Source organism: Nostoc mirabile CHAB5784 (genome assembly GCF_020829645.1).
GTDB classification, from domain to species: Bacteria; Cyanobacteriota; Cyanobacteriia; order Cyanobacteriales; family Nostocaceae; genus Nostoc; species Nostoc mirabile.
The window spans coordinates 87,197-107,688 of the sequence record NZ_JAIVFS010000023.1 but is presented as its reverse complement, the minus strand read 5'-3'; the positions used below and the strand labels follow the sequence as shown (position 1 = coordinate 107,688).

The following is a 20,492-nucleotide window of genomic DNA, read 5'->3' as shown; positions in this document are numbered from 1 at the left end:
TGGAGCAGATATACTACAGAATTGTTAAAGGTCGCGGATGCTTTGAGGCTGACAAGATAATATTTTTAATCTCTAATTCCATTTGATTTGCGTTCTCTCATATCGCTTTTAGTCTAAACTCCAGTTTGAGATAATAGCTGGATTTACGCCGTGCTGTGCTAGCAGGGCTATTTCATTCTCCGAAAAGCCCGCCTCAGAATGAATTCTGAGTCTAATAGCGAAAGTCATCTAAAGATGACTGAGAAAAGGTTCTAGTCCGTTTTAACGGACTTTAGCTATTAGCCTAGAACTTTAGTTATGGGCGGTTTATGTATAGAATGAAATAGCCGTGCTGTGCTAGTTAATTTAACTGCGGTAAGCTATAACGGCATAAAACGGATCTCCTCCAGCTGCACCCAACCACTGTAAGAAATTGGGTAATGTTGACTTATGAGCTATAACTTCTGCGGTTGTAAATCCTGGAACTGAGGCGAAATACTCTTTGACTAATTCTACTCGCTGTGCTTCTGAAGCCTCCCGCCAAGCTTGAATCGCTTTTTCAAAAAACATCCGGTTAGAAAAGCTGATAATTGCCACACCACCGGGTTTGAGAATGCGGTAAATTTCAGAAAATACTGCTTCTGGATATTGCACATACTGCACAGATACGCAATTGAGAACAGCATCAAAATCTTCATCTGGTAAAGGTAGCTGCGGATTTTCGTTAAGATTTTGCACAAAGTAATGATTTAAACGGGGATTTCGTGCTAGTTCTTCACCGTTGAGTCCGTGTCCCTCCACATGGGCAAACTGCATTTCTTCTGGCAGATGAGATACCCAGCTGCTCATCATATCAAAAATACGGGTGTTGGGTTTGAGGCGATCGCGATATAAATCCGTTAACTGTTGAATAAATCCTTCATCCACATGGGTAACAAAGCGGGGATAGGCATAGAACAGCTTATCGTCTGTATCGTCTAATTTCAGGCGTTGATTCGGTCTTAACTGCATAAATCTCTGTTTTGGAGGACTTTTTCCGAAAATTACTGCAATTTCAGATATTTTTTAACAAACACTATGTAACATATTTTAATAACAGCAGGACACAAAAACGAGTCTAAATAGCAGCATTCGATTTTTATCAATTCAATGTTATATAAACTACACTTGTTGCAGCATATTTGGCGACAAATCCGCCTAGTAGCACCATTACCCTATGTTAGTTTGTTAGTTTGGATACTGCCCTTATTACTATTTACTTCTGGGCACAATAGCCTAATGGCACATGATGAAGCGCTTTATGCATCGCGTGCCCGTCTGATGTTTGATTCTGGTAATTGGATAACTCCTTGGCAAAATGCACATCATAAAACCCCTGGCCCTTATTGGATAATTGCCAGTTTCTACAAGCTGTTTGGTATGAGTGATACTAGTGCGCGTCTTCCTAGTATGATTGCTAGCATTTTTAGCTTATGGGTTGTGTATGAAATCGGCAAAAGTATGCTAGGCAAAAAATTAGCAAGGCTTGCTGCTGCAATTTTAAGTGTGGAATTTCTCTGGCTGCAATACTCTCGCTTAAGTACACCTGATGTCCCGATGGTTCTCTTGGTACTTTTAGCTATTTTGTCTTTAATAAAAACGGAATTACATCCTAAATATCGCTATTTTTGGAGTTTTATAGCTGGTTTCAGTTTAGGTTTAGGTTTCTTAGTCAGAAGCTTTATGATTTTTTTGCCAATCATAGCTTTATTCCCTTATTTAATTTGGGAACATCGCCGCCATCGTCATCTTACTAACCCAATTTTATATTTAGGCTTTTTCGTAGGTTTAATACCTACCTGTGTTTGGCTGTGGTTAAGCTGGCAGCACTACGGAAATCAGAGTTTTGAGGAGTTGCTGAAGTTTGTTGTGCAGCTAGGTTCTGAAAATAATGATAAAAATGATCGGCTGTTTTATTTATGGAATATTCTTTTAAAAGCATTTCCTTGGGCTTTTTTCGGACTTTTAGGTTTGTTTTTGACTGTTCGTCGTCCTATTCATCGTTATCAGTTAATATTAGTTGGCTTTCCACTTGTGCTATTTTGTGAACTTAGTCTTTTTAGCACTCGTCTCCCTCACTATAGTCTTTGCCTTTATCCGTTTATAGCTTTGTTTGCATCTGTGGGTTTAAACTGGTTAGGTAGTATTTACGAGAGAGGAATTCCTCCACAATTACCTTTTCAAAAAGGTAAAATAAATATATTAAGCCTTTTTGCAAAAAAGAATCTTCCTCGAAATCTCAGTTATGGCTTTGGTGGGTTCGGTGTTTTACTTGTAATAGCGAGTATTGGCGTTCTTACTTGGGGTGGTTCTGACATCCGCAATTATGCAACTATTGGCTTGGCTATAAGCTTGGGTTGGTTAATTTTACCTGTGGTGTGGATTAGTCGTTACCACTTTGGCAAGAAGTTTCTCACAGCACGTTATTGGATTGCAGGTTGGTTAATTCCCTGTTGGCTGGCTTTGGCGATGACGGGTAGCATAGGGCTTTTAAGTGACTATAACCCTGTTTTGAAATCTTTCTTACAACAAAGTGCGATCGCTTCAATTCTCCAATCTCATCCTACCTACTATGTGCAAATAGACCAGAAAACCCAAGTACTGTTTGATTTCTATCTTTCTATTCATGCCCAACAAGTAGCCTCTATTTCCCAAATACCACCTTTGAGCTATGCTTGGATCTATACTGACCAGTCCCCGAAATTATCTCGACCTCACCGCATTATCGGTACTGTCAAAGAGTACCAGCTGATTCAATTTATTCCCTAAGACAGATGCCAAGGAAGTATTGCTAAAAAAATTAATCTAGTTATAATAATAGTACGCATACTAAGTATTTTGCTAAATGGTTTCTACATCTAATCACTCCCCAGCTTTAGATTCGTGGCAGCAAAATCTGGCACCATACAATTTGGGTTACAGAATCAAATTAGTCTCACAATTGCTCGGACGCAAGTTTACAGAGAGGCTAGAACCCTTTGGACTTACGCCATTTCACTGGCTAGTGTTGTGCTGTTTGTGGCAAGAAGATGGTTTACCTACTTCTAGTATTGGGGACAAACTCAAACAAGTGGGGGGGACTTTGACAGGCGTACTAGATCGGATGGAAGAACGCGACTTGGTGCGTCGAGAACGCGACACTTACGATCGCCGCATCTGGCGAATCTGGCTCACGGATGCAGGTAAGGAACTAGAAGCTGTTTTACCCCCAATCGCCGCAGCCGTGCGTGATGAAGCGATGGACGGCATTTCCTTTGCTGATCGAGAACTATTTTCCCAAATCTTGAATCGAGCGATCGCTAACCTCTCCTAAAAGCCAATACGAAGCCGCAAAAGCTGCGATCGCGCAATCGGAAGCATCGCTTAAAGACGCACAATTGCAACTATCTTACGCCAATGTTACCGCCCCCAGTACCGGACGAGTTGGTAGGAAAAACGTCGAAATTGGCAACCGAGTCCAAGCGGGAACACCATTAATGGCGATCGTGGATAACCAGTATTGGTTAATTGCGAACTTCAAAGAAACTCAATTAGAAAATATGCGGCCAGGAGAAACAGCAGAAATCAAGCTGGATGCTTTTCCTCATCATACCTTTGTTGGTCGTGTTGACAGTATTTCGCCAGCTTCCGGCGCTCAGTTTGCCTTATTGCCACCGGATAACGCTACAGGTAACTTTACCAAAGTTGTGCAACGCATTCCAGTAAAAGTAGTTTTTGACCAAAAGAGCATTCAAGGGTACGAATCGCGGATTACTCCGGGGATGTCTGCGGAAGTTGCTGTGGAAGTTAAGTAATATCATGTTCCTCAAATTACCCATAATAAAAGAACCCCACCCCCAACCCCTCCTGCTTGCGGGGAGGGGAGCTAAAGCGCAGCTTTTGCGGGGTGGGGTTCAGGTATGGCACATCATCGCCTTGAGTTTGTTTCAAGGATTTATTAACGCCTTAGATGCGCCAGCCCGTCAAGCTTTTGTGCCAGAATTGGTGGAACACAGAGAAGATTTAGCCAATGCGTAGACGCGTTCGCGGAGCGTCTCGTAGAGAAGCGGCTTGTCGTCAGACATCGCTATCAACTCTACAATGATCAACGGTGCTAGATTAATTGGCCCTGCGATCGGGGGTTTACTAATTGCCAGGGTTGGAACTGCTTATTGTTTTGTGTTGGGGTTAAATCCCCATTACAAAACAAAATTTACGTTAGCGCAGCGTTAGCGAGTCCGCGAGCGTCATTACGAATTACGAATTACGAATTATTTAATGAGGTATTTTATAGCAATACTAAAGGAGTTGTAAAAATTATTGTTTAAACGAACCACAGAGACGCAGAGTACACAGAGAGAAGAATAAAGGGATTTTTTTGCAAATGATTTAGGACTGCTATTATATAGTGTTCAACTAATTGAACTACAGCACAAAATCAAGCGATGTCTACGACGGGCTACGCCTACGCATCTATATCTAATATAGTTCGTCGGGAAGCGTTTGTAATGGCTTTTAACGATTGTTTTTACTTGATTGGCATTGCTTTGTTGCTGAGTGGCCTTGCCGTTTTATTCTTTAAAAAGGTGAAGGCAACTGGTAGCGCTGTTGCTCATTAAATTTGTTATTATGAGTTAAAATGTTTGATAAAACTTTAAGGTACTAAAATGGTCATTAGCCAAAGTGAGTACTATATCTCCCCAGAAGAGTATCTAGAAGGCGAGAAAGTAAGTGAAATCAAACACGAGTATATTGATGGGCAAGTCTACGCAATGGCAGGAGCAAGTGATGCTCATGTCACAGTCACCATGAATGTATCAATGCTGTTACGAAACCATCTCCGGGGTAGTGGTTGCCGTGTCTACATGTTAGACATGAAAGCACAAATTGATGTCATAAATCGCTATTTTTATCCCGATGTGATGGTGACTTGTGATACACGAGATAAAGAATTTGAATATTTTAAGTCCCATCCTTGCTTAATTATCGAAGTGCTTTCTGAGTCAACAGAAGGCTATGACAGAGGCAAGAAATTCGCTAGTTACCGACACTTAGAATCATTACAAGAGTATGTGCTAATTTCACCAGATCGAATGAGTGTCGAATGCTTCCGTCGCAATGAGGAAGGACATTGGGTACTTTACCCTTATGAAAAAGAGCAAGAAGTGCATTTAGCTAGCGTTGATTTTCGGTGTGCAATCGCAGAAATATATGAAGATGTAGTATTAGTACCCTAATCCAAAAATAAATTTACTTGCTCTGTATCATTAGTCTGTTTTGGTCATAGGGACAACCAAGATTATATTTCTATTGTATCAAGAAAGGTAGAAGGCACGATAGCGCAGAGGTAGCGAGTCTGCAAGCGTCGGCACGAGGAATTTATTTGCTCAGAATTTCTCCTCTCAGACTTTTTTGAATTTTGAATCTTTCAATCCAAAATTGAAAATCCAAAATTCGAGGATTGAATAGCGTTAATATTAGCTACAAATTTGCTTTCGATACTTTTTCAATTTGCCCAGTAAAGTATGCTTCCTCATGTTTGAGTTGTTGCGCTATTTCTAATCCTTTTTGAAAAGCTGTTAATGCTTGAGGAAAATCTTTACGTTCTAGATACAATTGCCCAATTTGGTCATAAGCTTGCATCAATCCGTAAAAGTTGGCGGCTTGCGTCTGTGTCTCTACAAGAATTTCGCTAGCCTGCAAAGCCTCCCCTGTTTGTCCTTGAGAACAGTACAGGGCAATTAACTTCTGCAAAGCTTCACCAGCACGAACGTACTCCTTTAATTGCCAAGCGGTGGTATAAGCTTCTTGATAATTTTTAAAAGCCTCTAGCAGTAAGTTAGGATCTTCCTTTGCTAGAGATTCGTAATTTGAAGCGATCGCTAGCTTTAATTCTGGTATTTCAGTAAGATTATTTTCACTAACGTAAATTTCTACTAATTTATTAAGTACATTTAATGACTGCTGCGGTTGGTTTGTCTGGTCGTAAATTTCAGCCAGCTGTTGCAGATATGTTACCTCGTTTACACCAACGCCAAGGGAAGTAGCTAAACTCAATAATTCCTCGTAGATTGGCGCGGCTTTGGGATAATCAAACCAACTCAAATGTAGTTCCCCAATTGTCTTGAGGGTTTCTACTACTGCTGTTGTATTTTTTTGCTCTCGCACCACTAACAAAACTTGGTTGTAAGCTTCCACAGCTAGTTTAGGCGATCGCACATTTTGATAAGCTTGACCTAGCGATCGCCACAATTCTAGATCAATTGGAGCAGTTGTTTTCTGAGATTGTGCCTGCTTTTGAATTGCTTGCAATCGCTGCGTAATATATTGTACTTCCTGCCCATCATTTTGCTTCCAGGCGATCGCCCCGACTCGTGATAGTGCTTGCACCTCTGCTAATGAACCTAAAAAGCGCCGCAAACGAAGTTCCCGGTTCCAAATTTCAAACGCCGCCACCTGATCTCCTGCTTGCAGTTTTGCTGCTGCTTCTTGATTTAAGGCATCCAGTGCTGGTTCTAATTTTTGCTGTTCTTGGAGAGTTAACGGCTGTTTATCCTTGGGCAAACGTGGTAGCAGTGGATCGGGTGTGGTAATTTCTAGGGGACTAGGAGGAAATTTATCCAGTGGTTTCGGCTTTTTAGTCTGTGCCCAAGTCAATGAACTGCTAAAGAGTATAGCGGCAGTAACAATCAAAATTAAGCGCCTGAGCATGGGTACTTTACCTTGCCTTGAGTTAGTTGCATGAGGTGAACTACCCACACTGTACCGTCAGGTCAGTGTGGGCTTCCAATTTCACGGAAGATTGCCTCATCTTGGATTTGCGTCCGCGAATTGGTCTTACATCCTCTCCATTGGCGTTAGCCTCCCCCGTCCCAGAGGAGGACAGCATCCTGATGCCTTCTGCTCTAATATTGCTTGATGCGTTCCCGTCTCTATCGTGATGAGTGCCGCAACTTGGGCAAGTCCAAGTCCTTACATCTAGAGGTAACTCCGATATTTGGTAATGGCAATTAGAGCAAAGCTTGGAACTGGGGAACCATCGATTTATTTCTATCAACTTCCCACCACTACGTTCTAGTTTGTAGCTAAGGAAATTTACAAAGGTTCCCCATCCTGTATCAGATATAGCATGAGCTAGTTTGTGGTTACGAACCATGCCCTTGACATTTAGGTTCTCAACTACTACGACTTGGTTGTTATCAACTATATTTCTAGATAGTTTATGTAGGTAGTCTTGGCGGACATTGCTGATCTGTTCGTATACCCTAGCGACAATCTTATTCGCTTTTCTACGACGATTACTGCCTTTCTTTTTCCGTGCAGCAATACGTTGTTTTACAGCTAATTTCCTTTCATATTTGGATAGGTGTTTTGAATTTGGATATTTGGATGTTTTTTCGCCATCGAAAGTAATAGCAAAATCCTTAATTCCTAAATCAATACCAATTATCTTACCCTCGTTTTTCGACACGGGGCAGTCACCTTCATATTCCATCAAAACGGAAGCGTAGTATTTACCAGATGGGCATTTACTGACTGTAACTGTTTTGATTATTCCATCAAGCGGACGATGGATTTTAGCTTTGACTACGCCTAGTTTACCGGGGAATTTCAAAGACCCATCAACCTGTTTTACCTTTTGGGGATATTGGATTGATTGGCGGTGATGTTTTGATTTGAATCTTGGATATTTTGCTCTACCCTCAAAAAAGCTTTGATATGCACGGCTAAGATTGAGACTCACGGATTGCAAAACCTGAGAATAACACTCCCCCAACCATGCTGTATCTTTCGCTTTTTTTAGTCCTGGAAGCAAAGAATTTAGACCAGACTGAGACAAGCCCTTACCAGTTGCCTTATAGGTTTCAATACATTGATTTAACCCATAATTCCACCACCAACGCGCACATCCAAAATGTTGAGCTAACACCTGAATTTGTTCATCGGTGGGGTATATCCTGACTTTTACCGCTTGTCGTCTCATCTAAACTTCTCCAAATCTCGACCTGTTACTATTATACATATATTTTAGTAACATTATTCAGGAAATATTTGGCGACTTCTCATACATCTCCTGCCTCGCCTTACGGCATTGGTCGGAGATGCATTCGTCGTCGCCCGCCTTATATCCCGCCACTGATTTGGAGTACCAAATGAGCGTGGGGGACTTACGGCGAATTAGTTAATTATCCCCATGCCCTATTATTTTTACCTTATTCCAGCAATTCTGAAGCGTCACTGACTGAAGATTGCAGGGGAGGCAGGGAGTGTCAAGTCTCTATCTAGTCTACCCAGTCAATAAGTCAAGTTAATATAAAGTTAATACAAGCAAAGCTTTTTAAGTGTAATTGCTGAATTTTAATAGCATATTTACATAATTTATGCAAGCGAAAATCTCTTGAAAATGCTTGGTAAATATACTGAATAATTGAACAAAATTTATTATTTGCCTTTTTATGAGTCAGAAAATATACGCTCACAATAATTAACTAATATAGATATCCTTTATAAGAGCCAATTTGCTCTAAAAGTTAAGAAACTTGGTATCAGTTAGCACGACTATGACGAGTAGTATCGTGAAAAACTTTTGGCATTACTGATTTCAAGTATGAATTCAAATATATAGACGCGATATATCTCGTCTATATATGGGTTTTGATATTAAACAAAATCAAATTCATACTTCTTATTCAGCAAGCCAATTTTTTCATCGGTCTTGTTTGGTGGAACGAAGATATAGCTGCTTGGACTGGGGCTGCTAGTCACCCTTCTCCTTCTGTGCGGTATGAAGACGCTAACGCGTAGCTTGCTTCTCCGTAGGAGTACGGCTCTTCTAAGGTCGCTAAAGCTGCACTAATGGGCTGTTACCCGTCTACAGCGCTGGCTCACCGTTTTTACCAATTTAGTCAGCAGCTACTTTTTCAACTAGGAAGGTAAAAAATGAAATGGGCTATTTACAAAAAGAATACGGGCAGTTTTGTAATAGCAGTGGCAATCATGGCTGGTGTTGGCGTCGTCTCGTATCTGAGTTTGCTTCAGTATAGAGAAAACGCTCAATGGGTCACACATACACGCGAGGTGCTGGAAAAGACTAAAGAAGTAATGTCACAGATCAAAGATGCAGAGACTGGACAACGGGGCTATCTTCTCACGGGCAAAGAACGGTATCTAGAACCCTATCGCACTGTAACTGACGAGATTGTTCAGAAACTTAAGGCTCTGCGCCAATTGACTGCGGATAACCCCAATCAACAGGGGCGGCTTGATCGCCTTGAACCCATGATTGCCAAAAAACTAGTTTTGATGAAACAGGCGATTAACGCCAGGAGCAAAAATTTAGAGTCCGCGCTGCAAATAGTTCAGACAGATCAAGGTCAGCAGATCATGGAGGACATCCGAATGCTGACTACAGCTATGGAAAACGAAGAGAATGAGTTGTTGAAACAGCGGTCAAAAGAGGCGAACGCCAGCGCTCATCAAACAACTTTGCTGACTATTTTTGGCAGCACTATAGCTTCTATTCTCGTCGGTTTAGCAGCCATGATCACCAATCAGGAACTCGCCAAACGCAAGCGGATGGAAAATTCTCTGCAAAAAGCTCGTGATGAGTTAGAAATAGAGGTTAACAAACGGACTGCCGAACTTAGAAACACTAACGAAGAATTGCAAACTGAAATTAATGAGCGTAAAAGTGCAGAGTCAGAGATTCTGCGCCTGAACGTCGAGCTTGAGCAGCGAGTAGCAGAACGCACAGCACAACTCGAAGCCACTAATAAAGAGATGGAAGCATTTAGTTATTCTGTATCTCACGACCTGCGGGCCCCCTTGCGGAGCATCGACGGCTTTAGCCAAGCGCTACTAGAAGATTATAGTGATAACCTTGACGCACTAGGCCAAAACTACCTCCAGCGAGTGCGTGCAGCCACCCAGCGAATGGCACAACTGATCGACGATTTACTGAATCTGTCACGACTAACGCGCAGTGAGATGCGTTGCGAAAACGTTGATCTGAGCGCACTGGTGGAGGCGATCGCAAGTGAGTTGCACAAAACACAACCAGAACGCCAAGTAGAGTTTGTCATTACACCGGGATTGGTTGCCAATGGTGATACTCATCTTTTACGGATCGTGCTAGAAAACCTGCTGGGTAATGCGTGGAAGTTTACAGGAAAAAATCAAAAAGCACGCATAGAATTTGGGCTTTTGCAGCAAGATGACACCCATGTTTATTTTGTCCGTGATGATGGCACAGGCTTCGATATGACCTATATTGACAAACTCTTCGGTGCTTTTCAACGCCTGCACGCCATGACTGAGTTTGAAGGCACTGGCATCGGACTAGCTACTGTGCAGAGGATTGTTCACCGTCATGGTGGCCGTGTCTGGGCCCAGAGCGCACTAGAGCAAGGCGCAACATTTTACTTCACCCTTTAACTAGAGGAAAACATACAACATGATTTTACTTGTAGAAGATAATCCTGATGATGAAGCGCTAACCCTACGCGCACTCAAGAAAAACAATATTATGAACGAGGTAATAGTGGCACGCGATGGGGTAGAAGCCCTAGATTATCTCTTTGGTAAAGGTGTATACGCCGATCGCGACATGAGCGTTATGCCAAATCTCATCCTCCTGGATTTGAAGTTGCCTAAAATGGATGGTTTGGAAGTTTTGCGACACCTGCGAACCGACGACAGGACAAAAATCCTTCCCGTCGTCATTCTCACCTCGTCCAAAGAGGAGCAAGACTTAATCAATGGTTACAGCTTGGGTGCCAACAGCTATGTTCGCAAACCAGTAGACTTTTCCCAATTCAGTGAAGCAGTGCGACAACTAGGATTGTACTGGTTTGTCTTAAACGAATCACCGCCAAGGATATAGCTTACCAATCCTCCAAAATCAGGTTATAGATACAAAGCTGACTTTCTTAATTACGAATTACGAATTACGAATTACGAATTACATGGGTATACCACTGCGCGTATTACTTGTTGAGGATTCAGAAGATGACGCTTTCTTGATACTGCGTGAACTGCAACGTGGTGGCTATGAAGTAACCTTTGAACGGATTGATACACCCACAGCCATGAAAGCTGCGATCGCAGGGGAAACATGGGATATCGTCATCTGCGATTATTCCATGCCCACCTTTAGCGCTCCTGCTGCATTGAAGCAAGTCAAGGAAAGTGGACTTGACTTGCCATTTATTATTGTCTCAGGCACTATTGGTGAAGATACCGCAGTAGCTGCCATGAAAGCTGGTGCCCATGACTACATCATTAAAGGTAATCTAGCACGACTTATCCCTGCTGTTGCACGCGAGTTGCGTGAGGCACAGGTGAGACGGGAGCGCAAACAAGCAGAGGAGCAGATTAAAGCATCGCTTCAAGAAAAAGAGGTGCTATTGAAAGAAATTCATCACCGGGTAAAAAATAATTTGCAGATTATTTCTAGTCTGCTCAACCTGCAAGCAGAGTATCTCAAGGACAATCAAGCCCTTGAGGTATTCAAAGATAGCCAGAACCGGATTGAATCAATGGCTCTGATCCACGAGAAACTATATCAATCTCAAGACTTGGCAAGGATTAATTTTGCTGACTATATCCAAGATTTAGTAACTAATTTATTTTATTCATACAACGTTAATTCCAGCGCTATTACCTTGAAAATGAATGTTGAGGAGGTTTTTCTAGCCATTGATGCAGCTATTCCTTGCGGGTTGATTGTCAATGAACTTATTTCAAATTCCTTAAAATATGCCTTTCCCCAAAGAGAACCAGGAGAAATTTGTATTGATTTTTGCTCCATAGAAGCAAATTTATTTACACTTACTATCAGTGATAATGGTGTCGGGTTTGACCAAGATTTTGACTTTAAAACTACAGAATCATTAGGTTTGCGATTAGTCAAAGGTCTAACACATCAGCTAGAAGGTAATATCGATCTTACCAGCGATAATGGAGTGGAGTATAAAATCATATTTCCGAATAAAACTTCCTAAAATTGTAAGTTTCACAAAATTATGAATTCAGTAAATATATTAGTTGTTGAAGATGAAATCATCGTAGCAATGGATATACAAAGTCGGCTAAGAAAATTTGGATATAATGTTCTAGGGCTTGCCGATTCTGGAGAAGAAGCAATTAAGAAAGCAGCAGATGATTCTCTAGATTTAGTTTTAATGGATATTCATCTCAAAGGAAAGATGGACGGTGTGGAGGCCGCTCAGATAATTCATAATATTTTTAAAATTCCAGTAATATATCTGACTGCTAATGCCGATGAATCAACATTGAATCGAGCAAAGGAAACAGAGCCGTTTGGCTACATTCTCAAGCCTTTCAAAGAGAAGGAATTAAAGTTCACTATTGAAATTACGCTTTCTAAACATCGAACGGAAAAAAAATTAAAACAGAATGAACAATGGCTGACTGCTGTACTTAAAAGTATTGGAGATGCTGTAATTACTAGCGACGAATCTGGAACTGTAACTTTTATGAACCCTATTGCGGAGGAACTGACGGGTTGGGATTATTCAGATGCGTTTGGTAAAGAAGCAACAGAAATATTCAATATTGCTCATGAAGAAACTCGGATAATAATTGAAAGCCCGATCAGGCAAGTCCTTCAGTCTGGCGTTACTGTCGGTCTACCAGAACAGACGATACTAATTACTAAAAACGGTGTTGAAATCCCCATTGATGATAGTATTGCAGCAATTAAAGATGACTACGGTAACATTACAGGTGCAGTTTGCGTTTTTCAGGATATCACCGAGCGTAAGCAGATATTGGCGGCACTAGCGCGTCGCCAGCAAGAATTCAAAGCACTAGTTGAAAATGCACCTGATATTATTTCCAGATTTAACACTCAATTGCGCTACGTTTACGTTAATCCAGTTATTGAAAAGATTACAGGAATATCAGCCGAAACATTTATCGGCAAAACAAACACAGAGTTAAATCTGCCAGAAGAATTTTGCCGGATATGCGATCATAAACTCCAGCAAGTTTTCCAAACTAAGCAAGAAACCGACTTTGAATGCAGTTTAGCGATCGCTTCCCAAAAAAAACATTACCATACCCGTCTTGTGCCTGAGTTGGCTAGCGACGGCTCAGTATTTTTTGTTTTAAGTATCGCTCGAAACATTACTGCTCTAAAAGTTGCAGAGGCGCAATTAATTTATGACGCTTTTCACGACATACTAACCGGTTTGCCAAATCGCGCCTTATTTATGGAACGGCTAGAACGTGCGCTGATGATGGCAAAACGACGTGCAGACTATACATTTGCTGTTCTCTTTCTAGATCTAGATCGCTTCAAAGTTATCAACGACAGTCTCGGCTACATGATTGGCGATCAACTATTAACTGCCCTTGCTAGAAGACTGGAGAACTGCCTCCGTGCTGGAGACACAGTTGCTCGTCTAGGGGGAGATGAGTTTACAATTTTGCTTGAGGATCTCAACAATATCAGTGACGTAACAGGCGTAGTCGAGCGGATACACGAAACTCTGACATCTGCGTTCCAACTCAGCGGATATGAGGTATTTACCACCGTCAGCATTGGCATCGCCCTAAATAAGGGTAATTACAACCTACCACAGGAACTCCTGCGCGATGCTGACATTGCAATGTATCGCGCTAAGGCATTGGGTAAGGCACGCCATGAGATATTTGACTCAACCATGTACACTGAAGTAACGAAGCTATTAGAGTTAGAGATGGATCTACGGCGGGCAGTTGAACGCCAGGAGTTTCAGGTTTACTACCAGCCAATTGTGTTGTTAGAAACTTACAAAATTACTGGTTTCGAGGCTCTCGTTCGCTGGCAGCACCCGCAACAGGGATTAGTTCCTCCAGACAACTTTATTCCACTGGCGGAAGAAACTGGGTTGATTATCCCTATTGGTTATTGGGTACTGAGCGAGGCTTGTCGGCAGATGCGTGCTTGGCAAATACAATTTCCTAGCGAGCCACCCTTGACAATCAGTGTAAATCTTTCCACTAAACAGTTCTCACAGTCCGGGCTAATTGAGCAAATTTCCCAAATTATGCAAGAGACTGGTCTGGAAGGCAACAATTTAAAGCTGGAGATTACCGAAAGCGTACTGATGGAAAATATTCAATCAGCAACTTTTATGCTCTTGCAACTGCAACAGATGAATGTGCAATTACACTTAGATGATTTTGGTATAGGCTATTCATCTTTGAGTTACCTGCACCGCTTTCCAAGTCATGCCTTGAAGATTGATCGTTCTTTTGTTACCAAAATTGGTGCTAATGGGGAAAACTTGGAGATTGTTCAAGCGATCATTACCCTAGCCCAAAGTCTAAATATAGATGTAATAGCAGAGGGTGTAGAAACTATAGAGCAGCTGGCACTACTTAGAGCCATGAAATGCAAGTACGCACAGGGATATTTGTTCTCCAAACCCCTGGATAGCAAGTCGATAGAGACATTAATTGTATCTGGCATTCAGCCGAGACAAGGATAGAGTTACGGAGTCTACTAGTGGAGGCGGGGATTTAAATCCCCGCTAGAGAGCCTAAGCATTTAGCGGCAGGTCATTTACTCTCTTTTTCTCCTCCGGCTCGTTCCCGTGTCAAGCTATCAATAGCATCACCCAAGGCAGTTGTAAGGCTATTGCGGGTTTGAGCGTGGTTATCCTGCTCAATTTTCAGAGCTTGCAAAAGGCGATCGCGTTCTTTGATTACGGCGATGAGTTTAGCTTGCAATTCCTCTACAGATTTTAGTTGTTCTATTTCTTGTTGAATCGCTGTTACTGGTGTTCCAGCAGCCAGTGCCTCGATCGCAAGACAAGAGAGTTTATGCAAGTCTGCCTTAAGGGATGCGATCGCCTGTTGGGCCAATTGGGTATCCGTGCGCCGTTGTTCTGCTTCTGTGTTGTAAAGCTGACGCCATTTTTGGGCGCTTTCCCAAGCCGTATCGCGATCGCCCTGAAGTCCCGCCATCTGCTCTTTGAGTGTCTGAATTTCTGTCAACCACTCTTGTGTTAAAGTTATCGTTTGATTAGTATTTTCAGCCATTATTACCCTTATTCGTACTATAAAAGGACTAAAGTTACATTTTTCGTCAATCAAAAAAGCATGATGGTTTCTTTTTTCATTAGAACAAGAGTACTACTTTGATCCTAAAGACTGAACAATCCATATTGGCATCAAAAGTTTTTTAAAGTAACACCTCAGTAGCTTTTTTGAATGTGAAGTGGCGCAAGCATAACTGCTGTAGCTGTTGAAACAAAAATTAATATTTGAATACTATTTACTGTTGCTTCCCTTTCTTTTCATCCAGTGCTTTTTGAACGGCATCTCTGCAAAATTGCGCTGGATTATCTTGTTTCTGTATTTCTTCCTTCATTTCTTTCGTAGCTCTAAAAGTAACATTTTCAGTTAATTCTTTACTCGGTGGATTGTCAAAATTTTGAGGATTACCTTTACGGTTAGGCATTGTTGAGAGATGTAAATATAGCTTTTTTCGGGGCAAGCATCGAAATACAATTTTAATTCGGTAGGCAATTTACCCTGAGAAAGTTGTTACCTACCGATACCACTTTTAAGGAATGGCTACTCTATGTTTACACGTTCGGAACTGGAAATCAAAACCATCAAAGAACTTCGTGACCTATGCTTACGCTACGGCATCAAACCAACTGGGAATAAAGGGTACAAAACTTCATGGATTACATCGTTGATGGTATTCCCTCGTATGGCGCTATCCCAGTTTGAGGCAGGGAAGGGATTAAAACCTCCTACCTTTGCTTTCATGCAAGCACTGAGTAACGCTATAGATGAGATGAACTCACCTACTGATGAGCAAGCTGCACTCATCAAAATCACGATGGAAGGGAGAATCATGAATTACCCGGATAGATACACCCAAGAGAAGCTATTAGCCTTGCACAAAGCGAAAATGTATCTTGAGATGGCTATCGGGTTGTTGAGTCAATAAAATCCAATCCCTAATACCTAATTCCTGGCTCCCTTCACACCAGAGGGGAGTTTTTGTATATCCTCTAAGTAATTCAACATAAATAAGAGTCATATCATGTTCGCTTGATTACTTATTAAACCCGAAGAACCCCACCCCGCCAAAGCTACGCTTCGTCTCCCCTCCCCGCTTGCGGGGAGGGGATTAAGGGGTGGGGTGCAATGACTGTGGAAATCATAACTAATTATGCGAACATAATATCATTGGGCATGGGGCATGGTTATTCTGCTTGTCCCCTGGTCCCCTTGTCCCCCTACTCCCTACTCCCCACTCCCCACTAGGTATTCTTGCGGTAAAAAGATAAGTGCGATCGCTACGCAAAATTTGGCACAGTAGTTAATAAAGCTAACCAGTTTTAACTCTAAATTATGCCAAAGCCTCGTTTTTTACGCTTCTTTCGCCACCTCAATTGGCGCACGCTCAAAAAAACTTTTGCCAGGACAATGGAAAGACGACTTTTTGGACTCGCCTCGGAAATCGCCTTCAATGCTATGTTATCGCTGTTTCCGGCAATTCTTGCGATCGTTACAGCCATTGGCTTATTAGCAGAATCTTTACAAGCTACCTTTAAACAACTGGCGGCACAACTGAGTCAAGTCCTACCTGAACAAGCCCTGACTCTGATTCGTGATTTTGCTACCACAGAAATTACTAATTCTAGAAACAGTGGTTTATTTTCTCTGAGCTTTGTATTAGCAATTTGGACTGCTTCTGGGGCGGTGAGTACAGCTATGACAGCCTTCGATCAAATCCATCAAATTCCTTCTGAAAACATGCGTCCCTTTTGGAAAGCCAAGCTCGTCTCTCTCGGATTAACAGTCGGGACTATGTTGCTTTTAGTGTTGGCTTCTTTCTTAGTGTTTACCAGCGATCTACTGTTGGCAATAGTAGTGCGCGGAAATGGTTCTTTGATCATCTTGTCGCATCTTTGGCAGCTTTTAAGTTGGCCTTTAGCTTTAAGTATTGTTGCTGTCGCCTTTGGCTTTGTCTATCGCTATGGCCCAAGCCAGTGGAACTCAGGCACACCAATGATGCCTGGAGCAATTTTAGCAGCTGTTTTCTGGGCAATATTGTCTGCCCTATTTCGGCTTTATGTAGCGAATTTTGGCAATTATAATAAAGTCTATGGTGCAGTAGGGGCTGTGATAGTTTTAATGCTTTGGCTGTCGATGAGCGCTGCGGTTCTGTTAATTGGCGATCAGTTGAACGTGACTGTCGGCGAAGATATGCGCCAAAAGCACAGTCAGAATCTCGTGAAAAATATTAATTTGTAAATATCGTTATAAATCCCTGAGAAAATTTTTGCAAAAATTCAGTAGGGGAGTAAAATGTCTAACGATTCAAGACAAACTTAGCGATCGCCTCCATGCCTGATTCTCCTTTTCGATTTTCGATGATTGAACCTGATGCCAAAGCACCCACCTTGAAGCGCCTGCGTCAGTTAAGTCGGCTGCTGGATAATGTTATTACCATTCCTGGTACGCAGATTGGTTTTGGTCTAGATCCAATTATAGGATTAATACCTATTGGTGGTGATTTTTTGGGAATCATGTTTTCTAGCTACATCATCCTAGAAGCAGCGCGACTGGGTGTATCTAGAGCCACTTTAGGCAAAATGGTTCTAAATGTGATCGTTGATGGCTTAGTAGGCGCTGTGCCAGTTTTGGGAGACTTTTTTGATTTTACCTGGAGAGCTAATACTAATAATATCAAGCTGTTGGAAGATTACTTAAAGTTTCCTAGCCAGCAAAAGAGTGCCGACGGGTGGTTTATCTTTGGCGTTTTGGTGGGATTGTTGCTAATTGCCATTGTTTTAGTCGCATTGCCCGTGATAGTAATTAGAATGCTATGGAATGCCTTAACAGGCGGTTAAATTATTTATTGATAACGGAATGAAAGATTGGTGGCAAGCCACTTTTCCTAAAGGGCGGCAAAATCTAATTATTACTGATGCTAAAGGGTATCCTGTACAAATTGCTTATGGCGAAATAGGTAAAGGCAAACCGCTAATTTTATTACATGGCATGGGTAGTTGGAGCTATAATTGGCGTCATAGTATAGCACCATTATCTAAATATTTCCGGGTAATTTGTTTTGATGCCAAAGGTTTTGGTTTTTCCGAAAAACCATTGTCTCGTAGAGAAGACAACGGTCATCAAGTTATTGAGTTTCAAAGAATTATTCAGGCATTATGTGATGAACCCGCAGTGATTGTAGCTGAATCTCTGGGGGGATTAGTTGCCCTTGCTCTTGCTCAAGAAAATCCGCACTTAGTCGGGCAGCTTGTAGTCGTAAACGTACCTATTTTTGCCGAACGTCTACCTCATTGGGCTATGTGGTTACTTGCCCAAACGCCCCTGGAAATAATGCATACAATTGACTTCTTACGTTTGACATATTTGTTTGCACCTCTATTTAGAGAAATTATGGCCATAGAAAGACGTGGGGTATTATTTGATCCGTCAATTTTGACACAAGAAGATGTCTATTGGATAACTTACCCGTTTATTGAACTACCTGGTACAATCGCCAAAGTCGCCGAAGAGTTACAAATAGCAGCGCGAGAAATTGAGAATTGGCAAGAAAATAAGCCAAATATGCTCACCAGAATTCAAAAGAAGCTGGGTGCAATTAAGTGTCCTACACTAATTTTGTGGGGTGAGCAAGATAGTTGGTTTCCTGCTAGTCATGGTGAAAAATTGCATCAGCATATCCCCAATTCTAAATTACAAGTTTTGTCTAACTGCTATCATGATGCCTCAACTGGTGCTTCTAAAGTATTGAATGCAGCGATTATTGAATTTTTACGGGATACTCATTTTTAAAGATAGTTTATGTTTTGATGAGAGAATCCCAAATATGTAAAAATACCTCCCAATTGCCCGCTAGTATTTCAACAATAATTACGAATTACGTTAGCGTAAGCGTTGCGGTAGCGATAGCGCCGGCGGCAAGCGAGTCATCAAGCGTCGGAACGAGCGTCCGTAGGAGCGTCATTACGAATTACGAATTAAATAAAAAGAGAGTGGGAGGAAGCATATCAGTCAGCTTTCAAACTCCCACTCTGCCATTTGCCACTGAAGTGAACAGGAATGTATACAGATGTTGCCCGTTATTTGGGGCTAATGCGTACTTCAACAACAACGTCCGCACACATTTAATATTCCTGTTGCAGCAAATGCCAAACCTGATTATTGATATTTATCTGCTGATAAAATACTCTGCAAATAATTGGTAGAGATAGTTGTTTTTGTAAATCACTTATAGCAAAGTGCTGAGTGCTGAGTGCTGAGTGCTGAGTAAAAACCCAGTTACTTCAAAGCTTTGGGCAATCAACACTGTCCTAAGCTATGTGACTACGGCTATAGTATATAGTGTTTTTACAAAATGAATTTGCTTACGTGGTAGTCCCTGATAACAAAACCCTTGAAGTCGTTTATCTTTGTACAATTTAACTTGGTTAATTAGAATCAGGTTGCCATTTTGGCAGGTTTTTAAATTTCCGAATTGCTCGCCTGTAGCAAGTGCTTGACTAATCGGGAAAAGGCATGACATGAGAGGATGTTTGAAAAGTCCTCTTGTTGGTATCAAAAGTTTTAGATCCTCCTAAATCCCCCGATAAATTGGGGGACTTTGACTCCGGTTCCCCCCTTTTAAAGGGGGGTTAGGGGGGATCTAAAAGTACCTAAAGTCACAGTGAAACACTTTTCAAACAACCTCTGAGGTTTACTGCATTCGCACCCAATTACGGAACAGGTAGCACTATCCAATCTGGGTTTTATGAAATTTAGTAGCTTTGACATTTTTATACCTAGCTTTAATTGCTTAGTATGCCAACCAAAATATTAATTAATTCAGTTAATTCTTCTGGAACTCGATATAATTTGAAGTCTTCAGTTATCTGTTTTTCTTGACGTTTATAAGTAGCAAATCGCCAATCCTCACCAGTCGTTACCGCTCCATAAAGAATTGGTGTATCTGAATTTATCCATTGATCTAGTGCAATTAATTCTACGGCTAATTGTATAAACCCCCTACTTAAGTCTGCTTGTTTAGCTTCAATCACTAACAACCCCTTACCTTTATCAATGTAGTAATCTAAGTTACCTTTGAGTTGGTCGCTGACGCTAATGGGATACTCAATATTCAATTGGGTTTGTGCGATTTCACAAACTTCTAGTAGTATGGGTGCAATAATTGCTTGCTTACGTGCATCTTCACTCAGTAGCTTGACACGTCGGAAATTCCGGTCAATGACTCGTTGCAATTCTGGGATTTGATTGGGGATAGATATCGATTGCGGTAATTGTAACCGTTCACGTTCGTAGTCACAACCCAATTCAGCCAAAATATCTGCTGGAGAAAAAGGTAGTTCAAAATACTTACTAAATGTATAACTTTGACCAGGTTGAATAATTCGAGGTCGATTCATAAATTTTGACTATGACTAAGTAAATACAAAACTCAAGTCAGCTTTTCTTTG

19 protein-coding genes and 1 pseudogene are annotated in these 20,492 nt (G+C 41.5%); 14 read left to right on the top strand and 6 right to left on the bottom strand.

What is annotated here, in order from left to right; translation table 11 throughout:
* Positions 1-345 precede the first annotated feature (345 nt).
* Positions 346-990, bottom strand: a complete 645-nt coding sequence (locus LC653_RS16980) for a class I SAM-dependent methyltransferase (protein WP_229495577.1) — start codon at positions 988-990, stop codon at positions 346-348.
* Between the two features lie 138 nt (positions 991-1,128).
* Here LC653_RS16980 and LC653_RS16975 point away from each other — a divergent pair, with 138 nt between their 5' ends.
* The 6 genes and pseudogenes from LC653_RS16975 (at position 1,129) to LC653_RS16950 (ending at position 5,234) form a co-directional block, all read left to right on the top strand.
* Complete coding sequence (locus LC653_RS16975) at positions 1,129-2,787, top strand: ArnT family glycosyltransferase (RefSeq protein WP_229495576.1); 1,659 nt, start codon at positions 1,129-1,131, stop codon at positions 2,785-2,787.
* A 76-nt stretch (positions 2,788-2,863) separates the two neighbouring features.
* Positions 2,864-3,331: a MarR family winged helix-turn-helix transcriptional regulator gene (locus LC653_RS16970; RefSeq protein WP_229495575.1), complete on the top strand. Its 468-nt coding sequence runs from the start codon at positions 2,864-2,866 to the stop codon at positions 3,329-3,331.
* A 64-nt stretch (positions 3,332-3,395) separates the two neighbouring features.
* A complete protein-coding gene (locus LC653_RS16965) occupies positions 3,396-3,812 on the top strand; it encodes an HlyD family secretion protein (protein WP_229495574.1) in 417 nt (138 codons plus the stop codon).
* Positions 3,813-3,897: 85 nt separating this feature from the next.
* A pseudogene (locus LC653_RS16960) lies at positions 3,898-4,182 on the top strand (MFS transporter); the annotation flags it as partial.
* 260 nt (positions 4,183-4,442) lie between these two features.
* Positions 4,443-4,616: a hypothetical protein gene (locus tag LC653_RS16955; RefSeq protein WP_229495573.1), complete on the top strand. Its 174-nt coding sequence runs from the start codon at positions 4,443-4,445 to the stop codon at positions 4,614-4,616.
* A gap of 48 nt (positions 4,617-4,664) precedes the next feature.
* Complete coding sequence (locus tag LC653_RS16950; protein ID WP_229495572.1) at positions 4,665-5,234, top strand: Uma2 family endonuclease; 570 nt, start codon at positions 4,665-4,667, stop codon at positions 5,232-5,234.
* 244 nt (positions 5,235-5,478) lie between these two features.
* On the opposite strand, the gene LC653_RS16945 is transcribed toward LC653_RS16950, so the two are convergent.
* Together LC653_RS16945 and LC653_RS16940 are read right to left on the bottom strand one after the other, a co-directional pair.
* Complete coding sequence (locus tag LC653_RS16945; protein ID WP_229495581.1) at positions 5,479-6,708, bottom strand: tetratricopeptide repeat protein; 1,230 nt, start codon at positions 6,706-6,708, stop codon at positions 5,479-5,481.
* Positions 6,709-6,748: 40 nt separating this feature from the next.
* A complete protein-coding gene (locus LC653_RS16940) occupies positions 6,749-7,981 on the bottom strand; it encodes an RNA-guided endonuclease InsQ/TnpB family protein (protein WP_229495571.1) in 1,233 nt (410 codons plus the stop codon).
* A 956-nt stretch (positions 7,982-8,937) separates the two neighbouring features.
* Here LC653_RS16940 and LC653_RS16935 point away from each other — a divergent pair.
* The 4 genes from LC653_RS16935 to LC653_RS16920 all read left to right on the top strand — a co-directional run bounded on the left by LC653_RS16935 (position 8,938) and on the right by LC653_RS16920 (position 14,495).
* Complete coding sequence (locus LC653_RS16935; RefSeq protein ID WP_229495570.1) at positions 8,938-10,431, top strand: sensor histidine kinase; 1,494 nt, start codon at positions 8,938-8,940, stop codon at positions 10,429-10,431.
* 19 nt (positions 10,432-10,450) lie between these two features.
* Entirely contained in the window at positions 10,451-10,879 is a 429-nt protein-coding gene (locus tag LC653_RS16930) for a response regulator (RefSeq protein ID WP_229495569.1), read from the top strand.
* 82 nt (positions 10,880-10,961) lie between these two features.
* The gene (locus LC653_RS16925) at positions 10,962-11,999 is read left to right on the top strand and encodes a sensor histidine kinase (protein ID WP_229495568.1); all 1,038 of its coding nucleotides are present in this window, start codon (positions 10,962-10,964) and stop codon (positions 11,997-11,999) included.
* A 21-nt stretch (positions 12,000-12,020) separates the two neighbouring features.
* Positions 12,021-14,495, top strand: coding sequence for a GGDEF domain-containing response regulator (locus LC653_RS16920; protein ID WP_229495567.1), 2,475 nt, complete (start codon positions 12,021-12,023; stop codon positions 14,493-14,495).
* A 70-nt stretch (positions 14,496-14,565) separates the two neighbouring features.
* Here the strand turns inward: LC653_RS16920 and LC653_RS16915 are convergent, their stop codons facing one another.
* Positions 14,566-15,048, bottom strand: a complete 483-nt coding sequence (locus LC653_RS16915) for a hypothetical protein (protein WP_229495566.1) — start codon at positions 15,046-15,048, stop codon at positions 14,566-14,568.
* Between the two features lie 235 nt (positions 15,049-15,283).
* Positions 15,284-15,469: a hypothetical protein gene (locus LC653_RS16910; RefSeq protein ID WP_229482369.1), complete on the bottom strand. Its 186-nt coding sequence runs from the start codon at positions 15,467-15,469 to the stop codon at positions 15,284-15,286.
* A gap of 123 nt (positions 15,470-15,592) precedes the next feature.
* Between LC653_RS16910 and LC653_RS16905 the strand changes: the two genes are divergently transcribed.
* The 4 genes from LC653_RS16905 to LC653_RS16890 all read left to right on the top strand — a co-directional run bounded on the left by LC653_RS16905 (position 15,593) and on the right by LC653_RS16890 (position 18,834).
* The gene (locus LC653_RS16905) at positions 15,593-15,970 is read left to right on the top strand and encodes a hypothetical protein (RefSeq protein WP_229495565.1); all 378 of its coding nucleotides are present in this window, start codon (positions 15,593-15,595) and stop codon (positions 15,968-15,970) included.
* A 407-nt stretch (positions 15,971-16,377) separates the two neighbouring features.
* Positions 16,378-17,283, top strand: a complete 906-nt coding sequence (locus tag LC653_RS16900; RefSeq protein ID WP_229495564.1) for a YihY/virulence factor BrkB family protein — start codon at positions 16,378-16,380, stop codon at positions 17,281-17,283.
* Positions 17,284-17,375: 92 nt separating this feature from the next.
* Positions 17,376-17,882, top strand: coding sequence for a DUF4112 domain-containing protein (locus tag LC653_RS16895; protein WP_229495563.1), 507 nt, complete (start codon positions 17,376-17,378; stop codon positions 17,880-17,882).
* Between the two features lie 19 nt (positions 17,883-17,901).
* Positions 17,902-18,834 (top strand): alpha/beta fold hydrolase, encoded by a 933-nt coding sequence (locus LC653_RS16890; RefSeq protein WP_229495562.1) that lies wholly within the window; start codon positions 17,902-17,904, stop codon positions 18,832-18,834.
* A gap of 992 nt (positions 18,835-19,826) precedes the next feature.
* On the opposite strand, the gene LC653_RS16885 is transcribed toward LC653_RS16890, so the two are convergent.
* Entirely contained in the window at positions 19,827-20,441 is a 615-nt protein-coding gene (locus tag LC653_RS16885) for a hypothetical protein (RefSeq protein ID WP_229495561.1), read from the bottom strand.
* Between the last annotated feature and the right edge of the window lie 51 nt (positions 20,442-20,492).

Coding starts and splice junctions, on each gene's coding strand:
- LC653_RS16950 (WP_229495572.1), top strand. CDS start 4,665: ATGGTCATTAGCCAAAGTGAGTACTATATCTCCCCAGAAGAGTATCTA.
- LC653_RS16955 (WP_229495573.1), top strand. CDS start 4,443: ATGTCTACGACGGGCTACGCCTACGCATCTATATCTAATATAGTTCGT.
- LC653_RS16900 (WP_229495564.1), top strand. CDS start 16,378: ATGCCAAAGCCTCGTTTTTTACGCTTCTTTCGCCACCTCAATTGGCGC.
- LC653_RS16970 (WP_229495575.1), top strand. CDS start 2,864: ATGGTTTCTACATCTAATCACTCCCCAGCTTTAGATTCGTGGCAGCAA.
- LC653_RS16885 (WP_229495561.1), bottom strand. CDS start 20,441: ATGAATCGACCTCGAATTATTCAACCTGGTCAAAGTTATACATTTAGT.
- LC653_RS16945 (WP_229495581.1), bottom strand. CDS start 6,708: ATGCTCAGGCGCTTAATTTTGATTGTTACTGCCGCTATACTCTTTAGC.
- LC653_RS16915 (WP_229495566.1), bottom strand. CDS start 15,048: ATGGCTGAAAATACTAATCAAACGATAACTTTAACACAAGAGTGGTTG.
- LC653_RS16895 (WP_229495563.1), top strand. CDS start 17,376: ATGCCTGATTCTCCTTTTCGATTTTCGATGATTGAACCTGATGCCAAA.
- LC653_RS16975 (WP_229495576.1), top strand. CDS start 1,129: ATGTTATATAAACTACACTTGTTGCAGCATATTTGGCGACAAATCCGC.
- LC653_RS16905 (WP_229495565.1), top strand. CDS start 15,593: ATGTTTACACGTTCGGAACTGGAAATCAAAACCATCAAAGAACTTCGT.
- LC653_RS16890 (WP_229495562.1), top strand. CDS start 17,902: ATGAAAGATTGGTGGCAAGCCACTTTTCCTAAAGGGCGGCAAAATCTA.
- LC653_RS16930 (WP_229495569.1), top strand. CDS start 10,451: ATGATTTTACTTGTAGAAGATAATCCTGATGATGAAGCGCTAACCCTA.
- LC653_RS16910 (WP_229482369.1), bottom strand. CDS start 15,469: ATGCCTAACCGTAAAGGTAATCCTCAAAATTTTGACAATCCACCGAGT.
- LC653_RS16940 (WP_229495571.1), bottom strand. CDS start 7,981: ATGAGACGACAAGCGGTAAAAGTCAGGATATACCCCACCGATGAACAA.
- LC653_RS16935 (WP_229495570.1), top strand. CDS start 8,938: ATGAAATGGGCTATTTACAAAAAGAATACGGGCAGTTTTGTAATAGCA.
- LC653_RS16920 (WP_229495567.1), top strand. CDS start 12,021: ATGAATTCAGTAAATATATTAGTTGTTGAAGATGAAATCATCGTAGCA.
- LC653_RS16980 (WP_229495577.1), bottom strand. CDS start 990: ATGCAGTTAAGACCGAATCAACGCCTGAAATTAGACGATACAGACGAT.
- LC653_RS16925 (WP_229495568.1), top strand. CDS start 10,962: ATGGGTATACCACTGCGCGTATTACTTGTTGAGGATTCAGAAGATGAC.